Origin of the sequence: Listeria cossartiae subsp. cossartiae (assembly GCF_014224155.1) — a bacterium.
Classification (GTDB): Bacteria; Bacillota; Bacilli; order Lactobacillales; family Listeriaceae; genus Listeria; species Listeria cossartiae.
In genome coordinates this window covers 46,765-71,099 of sequence record NZ_JAASUI010000002.1, presented here as the reverse complement: position 1 = coordinate 71,099, position 24,335 = coordinate 46,765, and the positions used below count along the sequence as shown (strand labels likewise).

Annotated in this window: 22 protein-coding genes; 17 read left to right on the top strand and 5 right to left on the bottom strand. The window is 39.4% G+C overall.

Annotated features, from left to right (window positions below):
• Nucleotides 1-57 precede the first annotated feature (57 nt).
• From HCJ30_RS07465 to HCJ30_RS07455, 3 genes are read left to right on the top strand one after another with little or no spacing between them, the layout of a single operon-like run.
• On the top strand, nt 58-999 hold the full coding sequence (locus HCJ30_RS07465; RefSeq protein ID WP_185391655.1) for a metal ABC transporter substrate-binding protein: 942 nt from the start codon (nt 58-60) through the stop codon (nt 997-999).
• Nucleotides 1,000-1,011: 12 nt separating this feature from the next.
• Nucleotides 1,012-1,716 (top strand): metal ABC transporter ATP-binding protein, encoded by a 705-nt coding sequence (locus tag HCJ30_RS07460; RefSeq protein ID WP_185391654.1) that lies wholly within the window; start codon nt 1,012-1,014, stop codon nt 1,714-1,716.
• Nucleotides 1,665-2,471, top strand: coding sequence for a metal ABC transporter permease (locus tag HCJ30_RS07455; protein WP_185391653.1), 807 nt, complete (start codon nt 1,665-1,667; stop codon nt 2,469-2,471). Before HCJ30_RS07460 ends, HCJ30_RS07455 begins: the two co-directional genes overlap by 52 nt.
• A gap of 3 nt (nt 2,472-2,474) precedes the next feature.
• On the opposite strand, the gene HCJ30_RS07450 is transcribed toward HCJ30_RS07455, so the two are convergent.
• Nucleotides 2,475-3,146, bottom strand: a complete 672-nt coding sequence (locus tag HCJ30_RS07450) for a Crp/Fnr family transcriptional regulator (protein ID WP_185391652.1) — start codon at nt 3,144-3,146, stop codon at nt 2,475-2,477.
• Between the two features lie 285 nt (nt 3,147-3,431).
• Between HCJ30_RS07450 and HCJ30_RS07445 the strand changes: the two genes are divergently transcribed.
• From HCJ30_RS07445 to HCJ30_RS07435, 3 genes are all read left to right on the top strand, one after another.
• Nucleotides 3,432-5,771 carry an ATP-dependent DNA helicase gene (locus HCJ30_RS07445; RefSeq protein ID WP_185391651.1) on the top strand — a complete coding sequence of 780 codons (2,340 nt, stop codon included), beginning with the start codon at nt 3,432-3,434 and terminating at the stop codon, nt 5,769-5,771.
• 45 nt (nt 5,772-5,816) lie between these two features.
• Complete coding sequence (yidA, locus tag HCJ30_RS07440) at nt 5,817-6,629, top strand: sugar-phosphatase (RefSeq protein WP_185391650.1); 813 nt, start codon at nt 5,817-5,819, stop codon at nt 6,627-6,629.
• Between the two features lie 281 nt (nt 6,630-6,910).
• Nucleotides 6,911-8,680: a SpaA isopeptide-forming pilin-related protein gene (locus tag HCJ30_RS07435; protein ID WP_185391649.1), complete on the top strand. Its 1,770-nt coding sequence runs from the start codon at nt 6,911-6,913 to the stop codon at nt 8,678-8,680.
• Nucleotides 8,681-8,720: 40 nt separating this feature from the next.
• On the opposite strand, the gene HCJ30_RS07430 is transcribed toward HCJ30_RS07435, so the two are convergent.
• Nucleotides 8,721-8,975 (bottom strand): hypothetical protein, encoded by a 255-nt coding sequence (locus HCJ30_RS07430; protein ID WP_185391648.1) that lies wholly within the window; start codon nt 8,973-8,975, stop codon nt 8,721-8,723.
• A gap of 139 nt (nt 8,976-9,114) precedes the next feature.
• Entirely contained in the window at nt 9,115-9,951 is an 837-nt protein-coding gene (locus HCJ30_RS07425) for an STAS domain-containing protein (RefSeq protein ID WP_185391647.1), read from the bottom strand.
• Nucleotides 9,952-10,168: 217 nt separating this feature from the next.
• On the opposite strand from HCJ30_RS07425, the gene holB reads away from it, so the two are divergent.
• The 6 genes from holB to rsmI are packed head-to-tail and all read left to right on the top strand — an operon-like array spanning nt 10,169 to nt 14,347.
• Nucleotides 10,169-11,161, top strand: a complete 993-nt coding sequence (gene holB, locus HCJ30_RS07420) for a DNA polymerase III subunit delta' (RefSeq protein WP_185391646.1) — start codon at nt 10,169-10,171, stop codon at nt 11,159-11,161.
• 5 nt (nt 11,162-11,166) lie between these two features.
• Nucleotides 11,167-12,000 (top strand): PSP1 domain-containing protein, encoded by an 834-nt coding sequence (locus HCJ30_RS07415; RefSeq protein ID WP_185391645.1) that lies wholly within the window; start codon nt 11,167-11,169, stop codon nt 11,998-12,000.
• Nucleotides 12,001-12,010: 10 nt separating this feature from the next.
• Nucleotides 12,011-12,400: a DNA replication initiation control protein YabA gene (yabA, locus tag HCJ30_RS07410; RefSeq protein ID WP_003723491.1), complete on the top strand. Its 390-nt coding sequence runs from the start codon at nt 12,011-12,013 to the stop codon at nt 12,398-12,400.
• Nucleotides 12,401-12,457: 57 nt separating this feature from the next.
• Entirely contained in the window at nt 12,458-13,210 is a 753-nt protein-coding gene (locus HCJ30_RS07405) for a tRNA1(Val) (adenine(37)-N6)-methyltransferase (protein WP_185391953.1), read from the top strand.
• Nucleotides 13,194-13,469 (top strand): GIY-YIG nuclease family protein, encoded by a 276-nt coding sequence (locus HCJ30_RS07400; protein ID WP_070294334.1) that lies wholly within the window; start codon nt 13,194-13,196, stop codon nt 13,467-13,469. The genes HCJ30_RS07405 and HCJ30_RS07400 overlap by 17 nt, the downstream gene beginning before the upstream one ends.
• On the top strand, nt 13,466-14,347 hold the full coding sequence (gene rsmI / locus HCJ30_RS07395) for a 16S rRNA (cytidine(1402)-2'-O)-methyltransferase (RefSeq protein WP_185391644.1): 882 nt from the start codon (nt 13,466-13,468) through the stop codon (nt 14,345-14,347). The genes HCJ30_RS07400 and rsmI overlap by 4 nt, the downstream gene beginning before the upstream one ends.
• Nucleotides 14,348-14,392: 45 nt before the next feature.
• Here rsmI and HCJ30_RS07390 read toward each other — a convergent pair whose 3' ends face one another.
• The gene (locus HCJ30_RS07390; protein ID WP_003725491.1) at nt 14,393-14,677 is read right to left on the bottom strand and encodes an AbrB/MazE/SpoVT family DNA-binding domain-containing protein; all 285 of its coding nucleotides are present in this window, start codon (nt 14,675-14,677) and stop codon (nt 14,393-14,395) included.
• A 113-nt stretch (nt 14,678-14,790) separates the two neighbouring features.
• Here HCJ30_RS07390 and HCJ30_RS07385 point away from each other — a divergent pair, with 113 nt between their 5' ends.
• The 3 genes from HCJ30_RS07385 to HCJ30_RS07375 all read left to right on the top strand — a co-directional run bounded on the left by HCJ30_RS07385 (nt 14,791) and on the right by HCJ30_RS07375 (nt 19,727).
• Complete coding sequence (locus tag HCJ30_RS07385; RefSeq protein ID WP_185391643.1) at nt 14,791-15,648, top strand: GRP family sugar transporter; 858 nt, start codon at nt 14,791-14,793, stop codon at nt 15,646-15,648.
• Nucleotides 15,649-15,722: 74 nt separating this feature from the next.
• The gene (locus tag HCJ30_RS07380; protein WP_376698742.1) at nt 15,723-16,982 is read left to right on the top strand and encodes a DUF1214 domain-containing protein; all 1,260 of its coding nucleotides are present in this window, start codon (nt 15,723-15,725) and stop codon (nt 16,980-16,982) included.
• 270 nt (nt 16,983-17,252) lie between these two features.
• Nucleotides 17,253-19,727: a LapB repeat-containing protein gene (locus HCJ30_RS07375; RefSeq protein ID WP_185391641.1), complete on the top strand. Its 2,475-nt coding sequence runs from the start codon at nt 17,253-17,255 to the stop codon at nt 19,725-19,727.
• Nucleotides 19,728-19,769: 42 nt separating this feature from the next.
• On the opposite strand, the gene HCJ30_RS07370 is transcribed toward HCJ30_RS07375, so the two are convergent.
• Entirely contained in the window at nt 19,770-20,981 is a 1,212-nt protein-coding gene (locus HCJ30_RS07370) for a MucBP domain-containing protein (protein ID WP_185391640.1), read from the bottom strand.
• Between the two features lie 276 nt (nt 20,982-21,257).
• Here HCJ30_RS07370 and HCJ30_RS07365 point away from each other — a divergent pair, with 276 nt between their 5' ends.
• The gene (locus HCJ30_RS07365) at nt 21,258-22,118 is read left to right on the top strand and encodes a GRP family sugar transporter (protein WP_185391639.1); all 861 of its coding nucleotides are present in this window, start codon (nt 21,258-21,260) and stop codon (nt 22,116-22,118) included.
• Between the two features lie 65 nt (nt 22,119-22,183).
• Complete coding sequence (metG, locus tag HCJ30_RS07360; RefSeq protein WP_311769838.1) at nt 22,184-24,184, top strand: methionine--tRNA ligase; 2,001 nt, start codon at nt 22,184-22,186, stop codon at nt 24,182-24,184.
• Nucleotides 24,185-24,335: the final 151 nt, after the last annotated feature.

Below are 24,335 nucleotides of genomic sequence, written 5' to 3'. Positions count from 1 at the left end.
TTACATAGAATAGCTTTAATATTTAAATCGTAATCATTACGAAAAAGGAGAGATAATATGAAGAAATGGTCGTTTTTAGTTGTAACTGTTTTAGCGTTCGTTTTAGTTTTGGCTGGATGTGGCGCTGGTACTGATAAAGTGAGTGAGGAGAAAGGTAAGCTCAAGGTAGTGACAACTTTTTACCCGATGTATGATTTTACTAAAAATGTGGCTGGAGATAATGCTTCGATTGAGATGTTGATTGATGCTGGGACGGAGCCGCATGATTACGAACCGAGTGCCAAAGATATCGCTAAAATCGAGGAAGCCGACGTTTTCGTATATAACAGCGAAGACATGGAAACATGGGTGCCGAGCGTTCTTAAAAGCTTAGATTCGAAAAAGTTGACCGTAATTGACGCTAGTAAGGGAATTGAGCTCGTTGAAGGTACGGAAGAAGAGCACGATCATGACCACGAAGAAGAAGGCCACCACCATGAACATGATCCACACATATGGCTAAGTCCAGTCCTCGCACAGCAAGAAGTGGCTAATATTCAGAATGGCCTAGCAAAAGCAGATAAAACAAATGCGGATACATACAAAAACAACGCAAAAAACTATACCGACAAATTAAAAGCGCTCGACAACAAATTTAAAACGGCTTTTGAAGGCGCCAAACAACGCGATTTCGTAACTCAACACGCAGCATTTCAATATTTAGCAAACGAATATGACTTGCATCAAGTGGCTATCGCTGGCCTTTCCCCTGACCAAGAACCAAGTCCGGCACGCTTAGCAGAACTGCAAAAATACGTGAAAGCCAACAACATCAGTACCATTTATTTTGAAGAAGTGGCATCACCAAAAGTAGCAGAAACGCTCGCTAAAGAAACTGGTGCAAACCTCGAAGTACTAAGCCCAATCGAAGGAATCACCGATAAAGAGCAGAAAAAAGGCATGGATTATATTGCTTACATGGAACAAAATTTACAAGCCTTGCAAAAAACAATTAAATAAGGAAGCGATCAAATGAAATATATTGATATAGCCAATATTGGCTTTAAATACGAATCCGAGCCAGTGCTTGAAAATATTTCTTTTCAAGTGAGTGCGGGAGAATTCATCATACTAACAGGAGAAAACGGAGCAGCCAAATCAACACTGCTCCGTATTATTTTGGGCATTTTGCGTCCAGAGAAAGGTTCGGTTACTTTTGCGAAAAAGAATGCAGATGGCGGGCGACTTTTAACAGGTTATGTACCACAGCAAATTGCCTCATTTAATGCAGGTTTTCCTAGTACGGTCCTTGAATTAGTGAGGTCCGGGCGCTTTCCAAAAGGGAAATGGTTCAAACGGCTGACTGCAAACGATCATGCGCATGTCGAAAAAGCCCTGAAATCTGTAGAAATGTGGGATTATCGTCATAAACGTATCGGCGAGCTATCTGGTGGCCAAAAACAGCGGATTTGCTTGGCGCGAATGTTCGCGACAGACCCGAATATATTGATTTTGGATGAGCCGCAGACCGCGATGGATAAACAGAGTAAAATTCGCTTTTACGATTTATTGAAGCATGAAGCGCAAGTTCATAATAAAGCGATTTTGATGGTAACGCATGATAGTGAAGAAATGGAAGACTATGTCGATAAGCATATTCGTCTTGTTAGAAAGGAGGATGTTTCATGGAAATGTTTCTCTATGGATTTATGCAAAGAGCCTTCCAAGCATCAATGATAATTGCTGTTATTGCGCCACTTTTAGGGGTTTTCTTAATTATACGAAGACAGTCGCTGATGGCAGATACCCTTTCGCATGTGTCGCTTGCTGGTGTTGCTTTTGGGCTGGTTTTAAATGTGAATCCTAGTGTGACGACGCTTATAGTAGTTGTAATTGCGGCGCTAGGAATTGAATATTTGCGCGGTGTTTATGTAACTTATTCGGAGTTATCGATTGCGATACTTATGGCTGGTGGGCTTGCTGTGGCGTTAGTTTTAATGAGTTTGGATCAAGGCGGGATTACGACGAGTGTGCAGCAATACTTATTTGGTTCCATTGTGACAATAAGCAAGGCGCAAGTACAGTTGTTAGTCATTTTAGGAGTGGCTATCGTAGTGTTGTTTCTCGTGTTTAAACGGTTTATGTTTGTGCTGACTTTTAGCGAAGATGTGGCAGTTGCAGAAGGAGTTCCAGTACGTTTGATTTCGCTGTTATTCAGTGTGGTTACAGGGATTGCGATTGCAGTCATTATGCCAATAGCGGGAGCGTTACTAGTATCAGCGCTCATTATACTGCCAGCAGCAATCGGCATGCGCATTTCAAAAGGGTTCCTGATGTGTGTTATTAGTGCTATTCTAATTGGTTTAGTTGGAATGTTTTCAGGTCTTGTATCTTCTTACCAACTAGGAACCCCACCAGGCGCAACGATTACGTTAATGTTTATTGTGCTTTTCGTTATTTCAACACTTGTTTTAAAAGTTGTGCGCAAGTGAATCTCAGTTAGACTCTAGCAACAACGTATACAATTCTTCGCTACGAATAACCCAATTCTTCTCTTTCTTTTCAATCTGTTTCGTTAGTTTTAAGTGCTGTAAATCCTTATAAAAACAGCTTTTCGAAAGGTTACTATAAGAAAGTAAATGGCTAGTTTTAATTGCTTGAGGTAATACGACAGTGCCATCCTCTTGTGGCAAACCATGAAGCAAACCCATATTCGAAAAGGTAATTTTAAGTTTTTCGGAAGCCGGACTACTTGCCATTAAACTTTTAAAATAGAGATGGGTAGTCTGGTTTTTCATTATGAAAAATTGAAATCCGAAATTCTCAGGAAACATCGAAAGAAAATATGACATATCTGTTTTGGAATACTTATAAAAGGAACAATCAGACAGTGTTTTAAAATTAAAACGATTATCGCTTTGGTCCAGTAACGTAAAATAATTTAAAAATGTTCCTTTGCCTTGAATAGAATAAATTTTTGAATGCTCTTTACCATCATTCAAAAGCAATGAAACGTACCCTTCAACTATAAGATAGATGTAATTATCCACGTCAGCTTTTTCGGTTAATAAGCTGGCGTTTTTTTTGACTTCTACTTTTTCATAAGCTATTTTCCCTTCATGGGACAGACGGATGAATTCTTTATAATTATATAAAGTCTTTGGCATGACGTTTCTCCAATCTTGTTCAAGTTTTTGTAAACATAATTGTATCAGAATGCGGAAAGGGCGTGGTATGCAGGATAGTAGTATTTTACGGATAAATGTTTCTAAAATGTGAATTTTTTAAATCACTTGAAGTGTATTTTTGAAAAAAAGTACGATTGGGTTGGTGTGGAAGTAAGGGATTAGCTAGTTTCACTATAAAAGTCCAAAAATAGCATTTTATATCAAATTGATACGAATGTACGTTCTGTGTTATAATTCAACTGGACTAAAAAAGGAGGTTTATTGATGAAAAAAGTGCAGATTTCAGTCAGGCGTTTAGTCGAATTTGTTCAGAGAAGTGGTAGCATTGACAGCCGAATGACAAGTTCAGACCGCGCCTTGGAAGGAACAAAAATTCATCAATTACTCCAAAAAGAAGCGGGAGAAGAATACGTTGCAGAAGTTCGGCTAAATCTGGAACGGGTAGTGGATGAAATTGCCTTTTCGCTTGATGGACGCGCAGATGGCATTATTAACGCGCAAACCATAGACGAAATTAAAACTACCGAAACGCCAATGGAAGAAATTACCGAAGATTTCCGCCCGCTTCATTGGGCACAGCTGATTTGTTATGGCTTTATGCTCGCTGAAAAGTCAGATTTGCCAGAAGTTACGCTGCAATTGACGTATTATCAAGTGCTTGATAAAGAAGTAAAACGATTCAAACGAGTTATGAGCCGAGCAGAAATGGGCGCTTTTGTGGATGACTTGCTTTCCAAATATGCAGTTTGGGCAAAAGCGGCTGCAGCTTGGGAAATGAAGCGAAATAAAACGATTCAAGCATTAACGTTTCCATATGATAGCTATAGAAGTGGACAAAGAGAGCTAGCGATTGCGGTGTACCGGACCGTTTCCTCAGAAGAGAGCTTGTTTTGTGAAGCTCCTACAGGTATTGGTAAAACGATGTCGACCTTATTCCCGGGATTTAAGGCAATGGGCGAAGGGAAAACCGATAAACTTTTCTATTTCACGGCAAAAACGATTACCCGGCAAGTTGCCGAAGATGCGCTTGATGAAATGCGTCGTAAAGGCTTGGCGGCTAGAAGTGTGACAATTACTGCGAAAGATAAGATATGTTTTTTAGATGAACGAAAATGTGAGCCGGACCATTGCCAATTTGCGCGCGGTTATTATGATCGTTTGAATGAGGGCTTATTTGATATGTTGCAGTCTGAAGAAGCAATTACTCGGTCCGTTGTAGAGGAATATGCCCGAAAATACACACTTTGTCCGTTTGAATTATCGCTTGATGTGGCACTTTTTTGTGATGTGATTATTTGCGATTATAATTATTTATTTGATCCGGTCGTCTATTTGAAACGCTTTTTTGCGGAAGGTCCGGGAAAATATACATTTCTAGTAGATGAGGTGCACAATTTAGTAGACCGTGCTCGCTCGATGTACTCTGCAACACTGCGAAAATCAATGGTGCTCCAAGTGAAACGCGGCTTGGATAAAAAAGCAAACAAACGACTACTAAACGCTATAAACGCGATGAATAAAGAAATGATTGCACTCAATAAAAAATTAACAGAAATAGGCGAAACCATTTACGTCGAAAAAGAAAAATTGGCGGAATGGAACGAGGCTGTATTGAAATTTACGTTTGTGGCGAAAGAGTGGCTGCCGCAGAATACCCAGTCGGAATCACAAGCGGATGTGCTAGAGCTTTACTTTGAAAGCCTGAGATACTTGGCGATTGCTGAATTTTACGATGAGCGCTACGTTACCCAAGTGACAAGGAGTCGTGGCGATTTAGAAATAAAACAGCTATGCTTGGATCCAGCTTTCATACTATCAGAAAAACTCAAACTCGGAAGTAGCTCAGTGCTCTTTTCAGCGACGCTTCGACCAATCGATTACTATACGAACGTTCTTGGCGGAGAAAAAGATACGAGCCGAATGATGTTTGCTTCCCCTTTTAAGCAAAAAAATATGCACTTGCTTGTGGCTGATTATATAAGCACAAAATATCAAATGCGCGAAACAAGTCTAGAGGCTGTCGTGGATGCTCTACATGCTCTAGCTTCTGGGAAAACCGGAAACTATTTGTTTTTCTTCCCATCCTTTTTATACCTCCAAAATGTATACGACTTATTTAAAGAAAAATATCCAAATATCCGCTTGCAAAAACAAGGGAACTCAATGGATGAAGCACAACGAGAGCATTTTTTAGAAGAATTTCAAGCTGGAAATGAAGAAACACTCGTTGGTTTTTGTGTTTTAGGTGGCGTTTTTTCTGAGGGTGTAGATCTTCGGGGGGACCGGTTAGTTGGTGCGGCGATTGTGGGCGTGGGTCTTGCGCAGCTGAATCATGAATCGGATTTAATTAAAGATTACTATAATAAGACGATTGGGCGTGGCTTTGATTATGCTTACCAAATTCCGGGAATGAATAAGGTGCTTCAAGCAGTTGGGCGCGTGATTCGCGGAGAATCTGACCGCGGTGTAGTGCTGCTTATAGAAGAACGTTTTTCCGCCGACCGCTACCGAGCATTATTCCCTGCACACTGGAACCATGCAAAAACAGTGAAGAGCACGGACGAAATTACTCGAGAAGTGGATGGATTTTGGCGGAATAGCTGATTTTCTAGTAGAATAGAAGTAATTAGTCATTTTTGGGAGGAAATTATGTATAAAATTATTGCAATAGATATTGATGGCACATTATTAAATGACGCGCACGAAATCACTCCAGCAGTGCGTGATTCTATTAAAGCAGCAAAAGAAAAAGGGGTAAAAGTTGTATTATGTACAGGTCGTCCGCTTGCCGGAATTAAAAAAAGCTTAATCGAATTAGATCTTTTAGATGCTGGCGACTACGCAATCACATTTAATGGCGCGGTTGTTTTAGAAACAGCTTCCGAAAAAACATTGGCAGATATTACTTTGAATAAAACAGAATTAGAAGAAATTTACGCATTTTGTCATGCGGAAAATGTCAATGTTACTTATTTTGATGGAAAAAACATGTACGTACCAAGCCGTAAAATCACTGAAATCACTTGTCAGGACTCATTATTATTACAAACCCCTCTATATCATTTGCCAGTTGAGGAAGCGCCCGAGTCCATTCACGTTTCAAAAGTAATGCTGCTAGACTCACCAGAAAAAATCACAGATGTTATTAAAAAATTACCAGCGACAATCAAAGACAAATTTTATGTAGTTCGTAGCGTCCCATATAATCTGGAATTCTTGCAAAAAGGCGTAAATAAAGGATCGGCCCTCGCAAGTTTAGCTGATAAATTGGGTGTGGATCAAAGTGAAGTCATGAGTATCGGCGACCAAGAAAATGATATTACGATGATCGAATACGCTGGAATGGGCGTTGCGATGGGAAACGCGACGGAGCATATTAAAGATATTGCCAACTATACGACAACGACCAATAACGAGGATGGTGTAGCACAAGCGATTCAAATGCTCGTACTCAACCGGTAAAAACAGTAGTAAAAATAGAATTTTGCCATGCGCAGAAAATTTGGATTAAGCCAGAGCCTAAAAATGGTTATAAAAAGTCGAAGCTTCCTATAAAGAAGTTTCGGCTTTTTTTGTTTAATTAAGTACTTTATAACGCATAGTCCTTTAGAATTGTCACTAAAAATTCACAAACAAATTGATTTAAGAGCGATACTTCCGAAAAGCGATATAGCTTGGAGTTACTCCACTGTCATATGATGTGTGATAATAACAAAACTTCATTAGTAAAGGATGAAATTGTAATGAATAAAAACGGAAACTTTCTAAAAAAAGTAAGTTTAGCATTACTAAGTATTTTAATTATGGTTAGCACCATTTTCCAAACGACTGTTGTAAAAGCGGCAACAAGTTATGGCTCGCAATTTTTAAACACTGTAGAACTTTTAGATAAAGATGGTGTACCACAAACGAATTTTGGTTACTACGACAACATGGATGTACATTACACTTGGTCTATTCCTAATTCAAAAAACGTAAAAGCAGGCGACACAATGGATTTCACTTTGCCAAGTCAATTAGCGCTGGCAACGGATCTCGCTTTTGACGTGAAAGATAATAAGGGACAAGTAGTTGGTACGGCCACTGTAAAAAAAGCAACAAATCAAGTAACGCTCGTTTTCAGTGATTACGTAGAAAAACATTCTGATATTAAAGGGGAGCTGGATTTCTGGACTACTTTTAATCAAAAAATTATTACTGGAAATGAAACGATTAATTTGGAGTTTCCTCTTGAATATGGAACAACCGGAATAGATGTGGAAATTGGCGAGAAAACACCAGTTAGCCCAACAGAAACGCTATTCAAATACGGTTGGATCGATGCTAGTAATCCAAGTTTGATTCATTGGGTTGTTCGAGTGAACTACGCCAAAGCGAACGTTCCAAGTGCCATTTTCATGGATACCATCGGCGCCAAGCAAACATTAAATTTTGATTCTATCAAAGCGTTTCACGGAACTTACTCAGCAGACCGAGTATTTACAGCAGGCACGCCGATTCCCAGCACTAATTTTTCTGCAACGAGCGATGGATTCAAAGTAGTTTTAGGAACTATAACTGATTCCGTGCAAATTTCTTATACAACAACCGCGACAGATGGCGGGAAGTCCACTCAGTACGATAATACCGCCAAATTAATGGGAATCGATTTTGCCACGAAACAAACATCGACTTGGACACCAGCATCAGGAGGTGGCGGTGACGCGGACGGCACAACTGGTTCCGTCACACTCACGAAAGAAGATGCGAAAACAAAAGCAACTCTCGCAGGTGCAGAATTCAAACTAGTGGATTCAAAAGGTACTATTTTACAAGAAAACATTGCAACGGATGCGAGCGGACAACTTACTATTGCCAATCTGAAATTTGACACTTACCAATTAATCGAAACAAAAGCTCCGGACGGCTACAAACTGGATAGGACACCAGTAGAATTCACTATTGACGAAAACAACAATGCGATTACCGTAACAAAAGAAAACACCCTTAACACCGGCTCCGTAGAACTGACAAAGCTAGATGTCACAACTAAAAAAAACCTAGCCGGAGCAACATTCGAACTACAAGATAAACAAGGAAACACCTTACAAACCGGCTTAACTACGGATGAAAATGGTGTCCTAACTGTAACGGATTTAGTCCCAGGAACCTATCAATTTGTAGAAACCGAGGCCCCTATCGGCTATGAAATCGAAACTACGCCCGTCATTTTTGAAATCATCGCTAGCGAGACAGACCAACCAGTAAAAGTAACAAAAGAAAACACACCAGAAACACCAACACCTCCAACTCCAGTACCACCAGTACCAAATGAACCGACTGTGCCTCCAGCAAAACCAGAAGTACCAGTCACACCTAACAAACCAGAACCTAGCAAAGAAAGTCCAAAACCAACCGAACCAAGCACAACCATAAAACTTCCAAAAACCGGCGATACACCACTTGTTAATGGATGGGGAATACTACTCGTAGCCATTTCAGCGAGCGGACTAATTACCCTTAGAAGAAAATAACAAAAAACCGGAAGCACTATAATAAAGTGCTTCCGGTTTTTTACATTAAATTATTTTTTGAAGTAAAAAAGGTAATAAATCCAACGATAGCAGAAATGGTTATCAAAACAGAGCATATGATGCTGATGATAGAAATCACTTTGGTTGTTTTATTAACAGATGTTACTTCTATTCGAATGGAACGGTTACTATAGAGCAGAGTTAGGATAGAGATAATTAATCCAAATGGTACAACAAATGAGATGATTGAGAAAACAAGAGCAAGTATGTCTTTATTTTTTTTTGTAGTTGGCATGGTGTCCTCCCGTTTGATTCACTAGTTTTCTTTTATTGTATAATTCTTAATAGTATAGTGCAAGGATGGATTTATCGTATTTTATGCTTTGAAAATAACAAAAAACCGGAAGCACACTTTTACAGTGCTTCCGGTTTTTTCATATTGTTCTAGTCTGATCTTGCAAAACAGCCTTCAACGAATGATATGCTGTTATAGATAAGTTTAAATCAACACGATTAATCTGTTGCGCCATTTGTGGTTGAATACCAGAAATGAACGCCTCGACACCAAGCAATTTGAGCACGGTTACCAAGTTGTTGAGCATCTCTCCAAGCGCATCGTCAAAAGATGTAATCCCCGACAAATCAATACAAAGTTGTTCCACGCCAAAGTGAACGCATTTGTTTGCTGTGATTTCGGATAATTTGTCCGCTCTATCACGGTCCACTCGCCCCATTAAAGGAAGTATCGCCAATTTGTCCGTAATTGAAATGACTGGGGTGCTAATTTCTTCAATTAAGCGATGTTGTTGTTCCAAATGTTGAACGATGTCATTGTAGTACATTGCGGAGAAGGCCTCGTTGATTCGGTCAAATCCGTGGTTAACCATCGCCATACTAGATGAAAAGTCGCATTTAGACACTTCATCATTATGAATACAAAAGTCGCCAACCGCAGCTACAAATTCCCGGCGTAGTTTATCTAAGGTAGTAATAACTTCAGGTAAAGGCACTTCATTTTCCATACGACGTGCGTACATATTATCAAGCCATTTATCCAGTTTTTCAAAAAAAGCTTTTTTGCCAGTGAAATAAGAAATGATTAGGTCAGCCGTTTGTTCACTGTCAGCGCGCAGTTCATCTTTGTAACGCGGCGAGTAAACAAAGCTAGTATACGTATTTTCATTTTCATAAATTTTTGATAACCAATTGTTAATAATTTCTTCGGTATGAGCCCTTAAATACAGTTCCATACGTCCGTTCGATTCATTCATACCAGACAGCCCCTTTAAGTCTAAGTATAATAACTACTTTTCTTATATTCTATGCTCAAAAAGGTGTACTGTCCATTTAAATTTTGGAAAAAAAGTTAATTTATTGAAAATGTAATATTAGTTAACAAATTCGTCGTTATTTTTTTGTTAAAATTCCGAAGCTATTTAGGCTTGGTCATGGTATAATATTACAATATGGATAGAAAGGAAGTTTTTTGTGGGATTACAGGATGAACTTACAGTGATGCAACCAGTGGTCATGAAGATTTTTTCAAAAAGTGTCCGCGAAAATCGATTATCTCACGGCTATTTACTCGAAGGATCGAGTGGTACAGGGAAGAAACGCACAGCACTTTGGTTAGCTCAGAGCCTTTTTTGTTTAGAAAGAACTGAGACCGAACTTGCTTGTGGGAAGTGTGCCAATTGTACGAGAATAGCGAGTCATAATCATCCGGATGTTCATTTGCTAGAGCCAGATGGAGCTAGTATTAAGATTGATCAGGTTCGCGCGCTAAAGCAAGAATTAAGTAAACGCGGGATGGAATCGGATCAAAAGGTAGTTATCATTTACGATGCAGAAAAAATGACTGTGCAATCAGCCAATAGTCTGCTGAAATTTATAGAAGAACCAGAAGGCGGTTTGTTATTATTATTTTTAACAACAAATCCCGGGCAAATTTTGCCGACGATTCAATCAAGACTACAACCTGTCACATTTAAATCACTGACTTTTGATAGTCTACTCGCTTCGCTAACAGCAGCAGGCATTTCCGAACAAAAAGCGCGGATTTATGCTAGTATTACTGGAAGTGTGGAGCAAGCGAAGGCGTTTGAAGAGAGTGAATGGTTTGGTGAGGCAAGAAATGTAGTCGTCAAGCTATACGAGGGAATTCACCATCAAGGGACCAGCCCGTTAATTATCATTCAAGAATCATGGATGCCACTTTTTAAAGAGAAAGACAAGATGGCGCTTGGGCTCGAATTGTTGTTACTGCTGTACCGCGACCGGCTACACCTTACACTTGACGAGAACTACGAACCAATTTGTACTGCGCAAAAAGAAATGCTCGGACAAGATGCACTGCGCAAATCACTGTCCGAAACCACAGGGGAAATCGAGAAGATTCTCGCTGCGAAATCAAAACTGGATTCCAATATGAACACGCAACTTCTAATGGAGCAGTTAGTTCTGGAAATCCAAGGGAGGTAATCGCTATGCTTAAAATTGTAGGCGTCCGTTTTAAAGACGTTGGTAAAATATATTATTTCTCACCTGGCGAACTGGAAATCACAGAAAACCAAGGTGTTATTGTTGAAAATGCACAAGGAATTGAATTTGGTAAAGCGGTAATCGAACCGCGCTATGTGGACGAAGAAGACGTTGTGTTGCCACTGAAAAAAGTACTCCGTGTTGCCACAGAAGCGGACTACAAGTGTGTTGCTGAAAATGGCGATTCTTGTCAAAAAGCCTTTTTATTATGTGATGAAAAAATCCGTGAGCGCGAACTTGAAATGAGTTTGGTGGATGTCGATTACACATTTGACCGTAATAAAATTATTTTTTACTTTACTGCGGAAGGTCGCGTCGATTTCCGGGAGCTCGTGAAAGATTTAGCATCTGTTTTCCGGACTCGCATCGAACTTCGCCAAATTGGTGTTCGTGATGAAGCGAAATTGCTTGGCGGGATTGGCCCATGTGGTCGTATGCTCTGCTGTTCCACGTTCCTAGGCGATTTCGAGCCTGTTTCCATCAAAATGGCGAAAGACCAAAACCTATCCCTTAACCCAACGAAAATTTCTGGTTTATGTGGACGTTTAATGTGCTGTTTGAAATATGAGAACGATGAATATGAGCAAGCAAAACGTGAAATGCCTGACGTTGGTGTAAAAGTAAAAACTCCAGAAGGCACAGAAGCACGTGTTTCGGGAATCAACTTGCTTTCAAGAATCTTACAAGTGAGTTTGCCCGAAGAAGAGACGGTTATAGAATACGAATTGGACGAATTACGCCCATACAACGAATTTCTAAAACAACCGGCAAAGTCTTGAGGTGAAAAAATTGGATAAAAAAGCTATTTTTGACTCAGTCAGTAATATGGAGGAGCAAATTGGCGAATTGTATCAGCAACTTGGAGATCTAAAGACAAACTTAGGCGAAATGTTGGAAGAAAATAACCGATTAAACCTTGAAAACGAACATTTGCGACGCAGACTTTCCTTGACGGATGAAGCGACACCAGAACCTAAAGCCGAAACAGAGGCCGAGCATGGTGTGATGGCGCCCAACCGCAAAGAAGCAATGCAGCAAATGATTGAACTAGGGGAAGGTTATGACAATCTTGTCCAACTTTACAAGGAAGGGTTTCATGTTTGCAATGTACATTTCGGCAGCCCGCGTGGCAATGATGAAGATTGTTTATTTTGCTTATCCTTGCTCAATAAAAAATAACATGACGGGCCTTTCTCGACTCAAGAGAAGGGCTTTTTGCTAGAAAAGGTGAATCATTTGGAAAAACTCGAATTAATAGGCGATGAACGACTAGATTACTTACTAGCGGAAAATTTGCGGATTATTCAAAGCCCGTCCGTATTTTCATTTTCGATAGATGCGGTTCTCCTTGCGAAATTCAGTTATTTGCCCATTCGGAAAGGGAAAATAATTGATTTATGCAGCGGGAATGGGATTATTCCTTTATTACTTAGCACGCGAACCGAAGCGCAAATCGTTGGCGTTGAAATTCAGGAGCGCCTGGCAGATATGGCGAAAAGAAGTATCGCGTATAATCAGTTGGAAGAGCAAATTGAAATAATCGAATATGATTTGAAAAATATTACAGACCTTATTCCAAAAGAGCGCGCAGACATCGTCACTTGCAATCCACCTTATTTTGCAACGCCCGACACAAGTTTGAAAAATACCAATGAACATTTTCGGATTGCTCGTCATGAAGTGATGTGCACGTTAGAAGATACCATTCGTGTGGCGGCTAGCCTTTTAAAACAAGGCGGAAAAGCCAATTTTGTGCATCGGCCGGAACGATTGTTAGATATCATTGATTTAATGCGAAAATATCGCCTAGAGCCAAAACGCATTCAATTTGTCCATCCGCGACTAGATCGGGAAGCAAACACGGTACTTGTCGAAGGAATTAAAGACGGAAAACCTGGTGTGAAATATGTTCCGCCTGTTATCGTATATGATGAGCTGGGCGAGTATACACCAGTGATTAAGGAGATTTTATATGGCGAAAGCGAGTGAGCATTTCTTTTATGTGCTAAAATGTAATGATAATTCATATTATGGCGGTTATACGACCGATGTAGTACGCCGGGAAGCAGAGCACAATGCGGGAATTAGGTGCAAATATACAAAAACTCGCCGCCCGGTAAAAGTCATTCATTTTGAAAAATTTGAGACAAGAAGTGAAGCCACAAAAGCAGAAGCAGCATTCAAAAAATTATCACGTAAAAATAAAGATGCCTATTTGATCGAACAACGGGAGGAGGAATCGGAATGATAAAAAGTCAAAAAAGTTTCAGTGGGGCAAGCCAAGGAGCATTGTATTTAGTACCGACGCCAATTGGTAATTTAGAAGATATGACTTTTCGGGCAATTCGGATGCTGAAAGAAGCAGATATTATTGCAGCGGAAGATACGCGAAACACCGTGAAACTTTTAAATCATTTTGAAATTACGACCCGAATGACTAGTTACCATCAGTTTACGAAGGAAAATAAAGAAGATAATATTATTCAGCGAATGCTGGACGGGGAAGTGGTTGCGCTTGTTAGTGACGCCGGAATGCCTTCTATTTCTGATCCGGGTTACGAACTTGTCCAAAATGCGCTAAACGCCGATATTCCAGTCATTCCACTACCAGGAGCGAATGCCGCGTTAACCGCATTGATTGCGTCAGGCCTCGCGCCACAGCCGTTTTACTTTTACGGTTTCCTGCCACGTCAAAATAAAGAGCGTAGCCAAGCGGTTGAAAAATTAGCAGCCCGTGAAGAAACGTGGATTTTGTATGAATCGCCACATCGTTTGAAAGAAACGCTGAAAGCAATCATCAAAATCACCGGAAATGACCGAAAAATTGTCCTGTGCCGCGAACTTACAAAACGATTTGAAGAATTTTTGCGAGGAACGGTAGAAGAGGCACTGAACTGGGCGACCGATGAAGAAGTGCGCGGGGAATTTTGCTTGATTATCGAAGGAAACGCCAATCCACCTCTTGCGGAAGAGCAATTGTGGTGGCAAGAGCTTGATATTAAAACGCACGTGAGTACCATTATGGAACAAGAAAATATCAGTTCCAAAGAAGCGATTAAAACAGTGATGAAAGCGCGAAATTTACCAAAACGAGAAGTGTATTCCGCTTATCATGAAATAAAATAAAATCATGCGCGAAGCCTTAAAATCTGGACTTCGCGCATGATTTTTTTATAATGTATCACCAAATCGGCGTTTGATTTCTTCCATTAATTCCGCGGCGCCTTCTTTACTGAGCGTCAATTTGCCATCCACGAATTTTTTATTATCAACAGAAAATTCTCCAGTGACATCACAAACTAAACCAGCAGAATATTTTTTCAACACAATCGCATCTTCATCTGTAAAAATTTCTAACGGATCTTTGACATTTAAATTCATAGTCCGTCTAATTTCAATTGGGATAACCACGCGACCAAGTTCGTCGATTTTTCTTACCATTCCAGTCGATTTCATTTTCTCACCTTCTTGATAATTTTTATTTATTTTAACAGAAAATTAAAGGAATAGGAATGATTTCATAGTGAAAAGGGTATAGAGCATAAGTAGACGAATTAGGGGGATAAGAAATGAATATAGTTATAGCATTAATTCCTGCAGTGATGTGGGGGATTATGCCGTTAGTTGTTTCGAAAATCGGTGGTAAGCCGAGGCAGCAAATCATTGGTACGACATTCGGAGCACTAGCTTTTGCAATTGGTGTTTTTATTTTTACGAATCCAGAATATACCGCAACGATAATTATTGCTAGTTTTGTCTCAGGGGCATTTTGGAGCTTAGGGCAAATGAACCAGTTCCGTGCCTTTACGCAAGTGGGAGTTTCGAAAACAATGCCACTTTCGACCGGGATGCAGTTAGTTGGTACATCACTTTTTGGTGTATTCGCCTTTCACGAATGGGGTACAACATCCAAACTAGTACTAGGATTTTCCGCATTAGCACTTATCATTGTCGGGATATTTTTAACAAGTTATCAACAACACAAGGACGAAAATTCCGGTCAAAATATGAAAAAAGGAATTGTTACTTTACTTATTTCATCTGTGGGATACGTAGGTTATGTCGTCATTACTCGTTGGTTTGATATTAGTGGATGGGACGCGATTTTGCCACAAGCGATTGGGATGGTTGTCGCAGGATTACTATTCTCAATTAAATCCGAAGAGAAGCGTTTTACGAAGCAAACATGGTTGAATATGATTCCTGGTGTTATGTGGGCAACAGGGAACTTGGCCTTGTTATTCTCCAACAAATTAGTAGGAATTGCTACCGGTTTTTCACTCTCGCAAATGGGTGTTGTCATTTCGACAATTGGTGGAATTCTGTTCCTTGGAGAGAAGAAAACGAAGAAAGAATTAGTTCTGGTCATTATCGGAGTAGTTTTAGTAATTGTCGGTGGAACGATGATTGGAATAGCCAAAAGCTAAAACGGAACTTTCGATTTGATATATCCTCTATGTTATACTCAAATTAATCTAAATTAAAGGTGGTTATGTTAAGAATGAATGCGAAATTAGAAGTAAATGCTGAGTTGGTCAAAGAATCCTATGTCTATTTATTGTCGCGATATCTCGTTTTACGTCAAGAAAATTTTGATACAAAAGAAGATAAAATTCCTTATAACACACTGAAGCATAACTCGGTCTCACCAGCAGATGCCAATTTTGTAAATCCAAACTTTGATGTAGTGTATTCAGAAGCCTGGATTGCTGTAGATGACGATAATGCAGTTATTTTAGAAGTACCGGAAATAAAAAATCGGTATTACACAGTTCAGCTTTTAGATGGTTGGGGTGAAGTGGTGACTAATATCAACGACCGCAATTTCCCAGATCATCCACATGGAAAATTTGCTTTCGTGAAAAAAGGAACCAATCCTTCCGTGCCAAGCGATGCTGTAAAAGTCGAATTACCATCAGAAAAAGTAAAATTACTCCTTCGCGTAGAACAAAAAGATGATCCAGAAGGCGCAGTAAAACTTCAAAAAGCATTCAAATTTGATGCTCCAGACAATATAAAAATTAAAGAACCACTTGAAATTCCACACTTTACTAACGCAGCTTTCTTATTAGAAGAAATTTATTCCAATTTAGAAGCATTATTAGCAACTTATCCGGATAAAATGCCAAAAGCAGCAGAATTCCAAGATAAAGCAAGAAAAGTTGCAGCCTATATAGAGCTTGGCGATGAGCAAAAAAATGAAGTAAGAGAGTTAATTAAGAAAGAAGCCATTCCATATTTTACCAATGGTGCAAAAGGATTTGGTACGCAAAAGGGTGGCTGGTCGATTACTTATGTAGCTGGCGCATTCGAAAATGATATTCTATCACGCGGTATCATTAACTATGGTGGTATTTGGGCGAACTCAATCCAAGAATCATTATATTTTATCGGTCAAAAAGGAACTGACGGTGGTCAATTAACAGGGGATAAAGTATACAAAATTCATTTCCCAGCTGATCAACTTCCATCAGAACTTGCGGATGCATTTTGGTCTGTGACACTATACAGCGTTCCAGATTATCACGTTATTCCAAACAAATTAAATAAATTCTGCATCAATGGCTACACAGGACCAAAACAAAGCGAAGACGGTAGCTTAACACTTTATATTGCGGCCGAAAAACCTGCTGATGTAGATCCAGGAAACTGGTTGCCAAGTAAGGCTGGAAAAGAATTCTCCTTAAACTTCCGATTATACGTTCCGAAAAAAGAAGTACAAGAAGGAAAAGTATTCTTACCACCGCTTGAAGTACTTTAATTATTACAATAAGCTAAGTATGAAACTCCAATTTTGAGGAGTGACATACTTAGCTTTTTTATGTGAATGCTAGAAAAAACTAGCTTTTTGTACCGAATGGAGACTCTTTTTAGCGGTTTTGATTGAAAATATCTCGTTTGTTCACTGAAAAGACATAAATAAAGCGTTTTTAAAGAAAATCGAATACTAATAACAGACCTCGCGATTTAATATATCTGTTATGATAGATACTATTAGATAATATTAATGACAACCTGGAGGAAGCAAAAAATGAGAAAACTACCTGTTGTTGTTTCTCTTGCTTTGTGTTTTAGCCTAGTTAGTCCAAGTTTGTATGCTTATGCAGATACAACAACTGCGGACCTCATCACTAAGGAAGCAGTAAATGACGATAAAGAATTTACAAATAACCAACCAACAAAAGACGCAACCAATCCACAGACAACTACTGACACAAACACACAATCAGCTAGTGAAGATACCTCAACTCCATCACCCAATCCAACTGCCAAGAAAAATATACTAAAAAACAATTTGAAATCAACTTCTGAAAATGGAAATACGTATGCAGACTTATTCCCAGATGCTAATCTAGCCAAAGTAATCGCCAAAACTATCAACGGAAACGAAGATACTAATGCGGAAGTAACAGACGCTGAATTGCAAAGTGTAACTAATTTAGTAGCAAACAACCAAAGTATCACAAGTTTGGTCGGAATAGAACGCTTAACGGCGCTTGAAACTATTAGCGTGAATTATAATGAGTTGACAAGCCTGGATCCGCTGTTTGACATACCAACGCTAAAATCTATTAGCGCAAACAATAATAAGCTTTCAGGCACATTTAGTTTAGTCAAAACGATGCCAGAATTGGAAACGTTAGATTTATTCTATAATTCTATCAAAGATTTAGACGTCGAAAACCAGCCCAAACTAGTGACCCTTTCAGCGGATGAGTTGGAGCTCAAAAAGTTATCGCTAAAAAATCTGCCGCAATTAAATGCTATTGGCAGAAATATCGGCAGCATTAGTATTGACTGGGGCGAATTAGAAAGCGTAAACTTAGTTAATTTGCCGAAAATCCAACGAGTAGATATTAGCGGGAACTATTTAACGAGTGATGATGTGCATTTAGAAAATTTGCCGGGAGTTACGGGTATGGATCTTAGTAGTAATGAACTTACTGAGCTGCCACAACTGACCGATTTTACAAAACTGACTTCTATTAATGTGAGAAGTAATAATATTGGTAAGCTAGATTCGAACAAACTCGTTAACGTACCAAATCTTGCCAAACTATATGCGGATAAACAAACGTTGGTTCTGCCAAAAACAATTGCAGCAGGGGATTTCACCATCCAAAATCCTGTTGAAAATTTAGCGGGGCAAATTACATCGCTAAAAACAATTTCGAATAACGGAACTTACGTAAATCCAAACATCACATGGACAAGCGAAAATTTGACAGGTTTATCGAAGGTTTCCTATACATTTGATGAAGATATCAATAGTCCGACTGTTGTTGGAAAATTTACAGGAACCGTGACGCAACCGATTGAAGTGAAAGCTTTACCGGTCATTACTGCTGATAAAAGTATTTCATATGAACCAATCAATCCAAAAGACGAAGCAACCTTTTTACGAGATATTCATGCATCTGCTTCCGAAAACGGTCAAATTACTAGTGATTATAGTGAAGTAGTCGACTTTAACACACCAGGCAACTACACAGTGACGCTCCAAGCAAAAAACGACTTTAATATAAAAGCAATTCCTGTGACAGTCGTTGTGCATATTAGCGACATCCAAAAACCACAAGTAACAGTTGCTTCTAATGAGGTTAACTTTGAAGTAGGAACGGAATTAACAAGTGCGGCGCTTCTTGCTAAATCGGGTGCGGTCGTTACAGATCCATACGACGAAGCAATCAAGATGGAAGTTGACTTAACCGAGGTCGACACAACGAAACTTGGAACTTACGAAGCAACAATAACTGCGAAAAGCAAGAGCGGCAAATCAGCAGACCCTGTGAAAGTCACTGTCAAAATTGTCGATACAGAAAAACCAGTTATTCATGTCGTTAATCCAGAAATAACCGTAGAAAAAGATAGCGAACTAACAGCTGAGCAAATCATTGAACAAGCTGGGATAACCGCAACAGATAACTACGATGAAGACGTGAGTTTACAGTTAGATTTTTCCGCTGTAAAAACGTCCAAACCGGGTAGCTACAAAGTAACTATTTATACGGAAGACGCTTCTGGCAATCGTTCGGAAACAGTGACAATTACTGTGAAAATTCCCGAACCTCAAAAAGGAGAAGTAACCGTCAAATATGTCGATAGTGAGAACAATGAAATCGCCGAAAGTAATACGCTTACTGGTGAATTAGGCGTGGCTTATGAAACCATTGCTAAAGAAATTCCGGGATACACGCTGGCAGAAAGTCCGACCAATGCGAGTGGGATTTTTGAAGAAACTGGGCAAACGGTTCAATATGTGTATATGGCAGTTAGTATTAGCTCAACTGACCCAGTGCAAGTAGAAAACAGTGTTGCACCAGTGACGCCAAAAATCGAAAATAATTCCGTTGCTCCATCTGAAAAAGCACCGAGCAAAGTAGTGGCGAACCAAATGCCAATCAACCTTCCAAAAACTGGGGATAGCGCAAGTTTAATCTTTGTTTTCATGGGAGTCCTATTGATAGCTGGATTAACCGCCTCTAAAGTTAGAAGAAAAAATTAACCAAAAAAATCACCCCGTAAAAGTATTACGGGGTGATTTTTTTTATTTCTTTTTAAATAGGAGTAATGGGGCGCTGATTAAAACGAGCAGTGCGCCGAAAATAGTAGAGTTTGTGTTTTGGTCAGCATCGCCAGTTTTTGGTAAAGCGCTATAAGTTGTTTTTTCGGTGGAAGGGCTAGTAGTAACTTTATTAGTAGCTGGTTTTATGATGACTGGTTTATTCACCACTGGATTAACAGTGATAGGTGTTGGGGTAACGGCATCTTTTTTGTAAATATAATCAACTGTTTGGGCTGTATCAGTGAAAGTACCTGTTGCGTTTTCGGGTGTAGTTTCTAGCGTATAACCGGTGATCTTTTTGCTCGTTGATTGGTAATTACTATTAATAGTTCCGGTTAATGTGTCCGATGCTGCGATTTTGTTCCCAGCGCTATCAAGATAATTCACGGTTACATTGGCCCCGGCTACAGGTGCGGGATTAGCGATGTGAACCGTCACATTTACTGTATTGGAGATATTGCCAGCCTTATCAGTTGCTTGCACATCGACGGAGTAATCCCCACTGACTGCTAAATTAACAGAGGAAGTAAAATTGCTTGTAAGACTAACAGTGGAGTCGTAATTATCAGTAACGCTAGCATTAATATCCGTTAAAAATTGTTCTTCAGTAACGCTGCTTCCGGGGTTGTAAGTGATATCTGTTTTATCAGTTTTGACAACAGGTGCATTGATATCTTTTGGTTTTAAAGTGCCGTTCGAGGTTGATTTATTCCCGGCTTTGTCTTCGCTTGTAGCAGTTGCGGTCGCGAGCAAGGAATCGATATTTGCTTCACCGCCTTCACCTGAATAAGTCGTTTTCCAATCGAACTTCACTTTTGCTTTGGATAAATTGTCCCAACTAGTAACTTTATCGAATTTAAAAGTAACAGTATTAGTGGAGCTGTCAAAACTAGTTGTGCCGACCTGATTGGTAATATCTTCACCGCCTACGGAAACTTGTAAATCTGTATAATTCATGCCAGTTGGTAGTGCTAATTTTATTTCTAGTTTGTAATCTTCTTGGGTTTGGTTTGTTAAAACTGGGAATGTAAGCGTGGATGTGTATTTATAGGGAGTGTTTACGTTCTCACTTATGCTTTGTACGAGTGGAGTATCTTGGGTATCGGCAAGCGCAGAAATAGGTGTAAGTGCTATTTGACCAGCGAGAGAGCTTAAAATAATTAGGCTGGCAATGGTTTTTTTCTTGGTAAACATTTTTTAATTACCTCTTTCCTTCAATTGAAATTTACTACAATTTAAGTGTAGCACTTTAATTTTGGGCGTTAGTTTAATGTTAGTATCTTAATTCGGGATGTTTTGTCGAAAATATGGCTATTGAGAATCATAAAAAGGCGCTTTAGTAGAAATGTTTTTACGATTAGCGCAATATAAGTACTTTTCACGCTGATACCCCCTACCATCTTCCTGCTATTTCCGCTATAATGAAGTAATTGAAAACTAAATTAAAGGATAAACAAGGAGGAAAACGATTTGAACATTATGATTGCGCTGATTCCTGCATTACTTTGGGGAACAGTTCCGCTAATTATTACAAAATTTGGCGGTTCAACAAGGCAACAAACAATGGGGATGACACTAGGGGCACTCACTTTTGCGGTAATCGTTTTCTTCTTTACTGATCCAGTTTATACGCTGAAAACTGTGAGCATTAGTTTCATTACAGGTTGTTTATGGAGTGTCGGGCAGATGTTTCAACTACGTGCTTTTAAAATCATCGGGGTTTCAAAAGCGATGCCGATTTCGACCGGGATGCAATTAGTTGGAACGACGCTTTGTGGGGTTATTTTATTTCATGAGTGGGATACGACGCTTCGGATTATTCTTGGATTTATTGCTCTTGCGTTAATTGTTGGCGGGATTTTCCTAACATCGTATGCTGAAAAAGAAGAAGATGGCACTAATGCACTGAAACAAGGCTTGATTACATTAGTTATTTCGTCTTTAGGTTACGTAGGTTTGGTCGTTCTCATTCAAGGATTTAAAATTGACGGGATTAATGCGATTTTGCCTCAAGCGGTTGGGATGGTTTTAAGCGCGCTAATTATGACGCATAGTGGTGGCGTGGAAAAACGTTTCAATAAACGCACATTGCTACTCATTATACCGGGAATGATTTGGGCGGCGGGGAACGTTGCGATGGTTCACGCTAATCAGCTTGTTGGCGTCGCGACCGGCTTTTCGCTTTCGCAATTAGGGGTTGTTATTTCGACAATCGGCGGCATCGTACTTTTAAAAGAAAAGAAGACACAAAAAGAAATGCTTTATGTTATTGTGGGCGTAGTTTTAGTCGTTCTCGGCGGGATTTTAATCGGCGTTGCAAAAGGCGCTTAATTAATTATTTCGTTTAGCGCGAAAAATGATATAATGATACTAATTGTTTTATTTTTAAGGAGGGAATTGTGTTGCCTGAAGAGAAAAATACGTTTTATATTACAACACCAATCTATTATCCAAGCGGAAAAGCGCATATCGGACATGCTTATACGACTGTTGCGGGGGACGCGATGGCTCGTTATAAACGCTTAAAAGGATATGATGTGTTTTACTTAACTGGAACAGATGAACACGGTCAAAAAATCCAAGCAAAAGCGAAGGAACGCGGAATTTCTGAACAAGAATACGTAGATGAAATCGCAGAAGGTTTCCAAGAACTTTGGAAAAAACTAGAAATTTCTAATACAGATTTTATTCGTACAACACAAGACCGTCATAAAACATCGGTTGAAAAAATCTTTGAACAACTTTTAGAGCAAGGCGACATTTACTTAGGTGAATACGAAGGTTGGTACTCTGTTTCTGATGAAGAATACTTTACAGAAACACAGTTAGAAGAAGTATATAAAGACGAAAGTGGCAAAGTAATCGGCGGAAAAGCTCCAAGTGGCAATGAAGTCGAACTTGTTAAAGAAGAATCCTACTTTTTCCGTATGAGCAAATACGCGGACCGTTTAGTAGAATATTATAATTCCCATCCAGAATTTATCCTGCCTGAGTCCAGAAAAAATGAAATGATTAATAATTTCATCAAACCTGGTTTGGAAGATTTAGCCGTATCAAGAACGACTTTTGATTGGGGTATTAAAGTTCCTGGCAATCCAAGACATGTTGTTTATGTATGGATTGATGCGCTTTCTAACTATATTACTGCGCTTGGATATAATACGGACAATGACACGAAATTCCAAAAATACTGGCCTGCTGATGTACAAATTGTTGGGAAAGAAATCGTTCGTTTCCACACAATTTATTGGCCAATTATGTTGATGGCACTAGACTTACCACTTCCAAAAATGGTATTCGGCCATGGTTGGATTTTAATGAAAGATGGTAAAATGTCGAAATCTAAAGGGAATGTTGTCGACCCTTATATGCTGATTGATCGTTACGGCTTGGATGCGCTTCGTTATTATTTACTACGCGAAGTTCCATTTGGCTCAGACGGTTTGTTTACGCCGGAAGACTTTGTTGACCGTGTGAACTATGACCTTGCTAATGACTTAGGAAACTTGCTTAATCGTACAGTAGCAATGATTAACAAATACTTCGATGGTGAAATTCCAGCTTATCAAGGCAATGTTACCGAATTTGACCAAACATTAGTCGATTTCAAAAACAATGTTGTGAAAGAATACGAGAGCAGTATGGATCACATGCAATTTTCTGTAGCGCTAAATCAACTTTGGTCACTCGTTTCGCGCACAAATAAATATATCGATGAAACGGCTCCATGGGCACTCGCTAAAGAGGAAGATAAACGCGCCGAACTAGCAAGTGTAATGACGCATTTAGCAGAAACGTTACGCATTATCGCGGTCCTACTGCAACCATTCCTAACAAGAACGCCAGGCGAAATCTTCCTACAACTAGGCTTACAAGAAGAAAACTTGAAGAAATGGGATAGCATTTACGGTTACGGCGAAATTCCGGCAGGCACAACTGTCGTGAAAAAAGGTACGCCAATTTTCCCGAGACTTGATGCAGAAGTCGAAGTTACTTATATTCAAGACGAAATGAAAGGCTCTGCGCCAGCTCCTGCTGAAGAAGTGGCAGAAGTCGAAGCGCTTGAAACTCCGCAAATTGGCATTGAAGATTTCGACAAAATCGATCTTCGTGTGGCGGAAGTAAAACAAGTAGATAAAGTGAAAAAAGCAGATAAACTTCTTTGTTTCCAACTAGACTTAGGTGAAGGGAAACTGCGCCAAGTACTTTCAGGCATTGCAGAATTCTACCAACCAGAAGACCTGATCGGCAAAAAAGTTATCGTCGTTTCCAACTTGAAACCTGTGAAACTTCGCGGGTTAATGAGCGAAGGCATGATTCTCTCTGGAGAAAAAGATGGCAAATTAAGCGTTATTGAAGCAAGCAGCGCACTTCCGAATGGTGCGAAAGTTAAATAATAAAAACGAGTCCTAATTCAGTGGAGTTAGGGCTCCTTTTTTTACAGACGAAAAAACTTTCAAAAAAAAGATTGCATATTGCAAACGATTACAATATAATGTAACTATACTTACTTAATTCAATGAACGAAGTAAGTGGTCATCCAGAAGT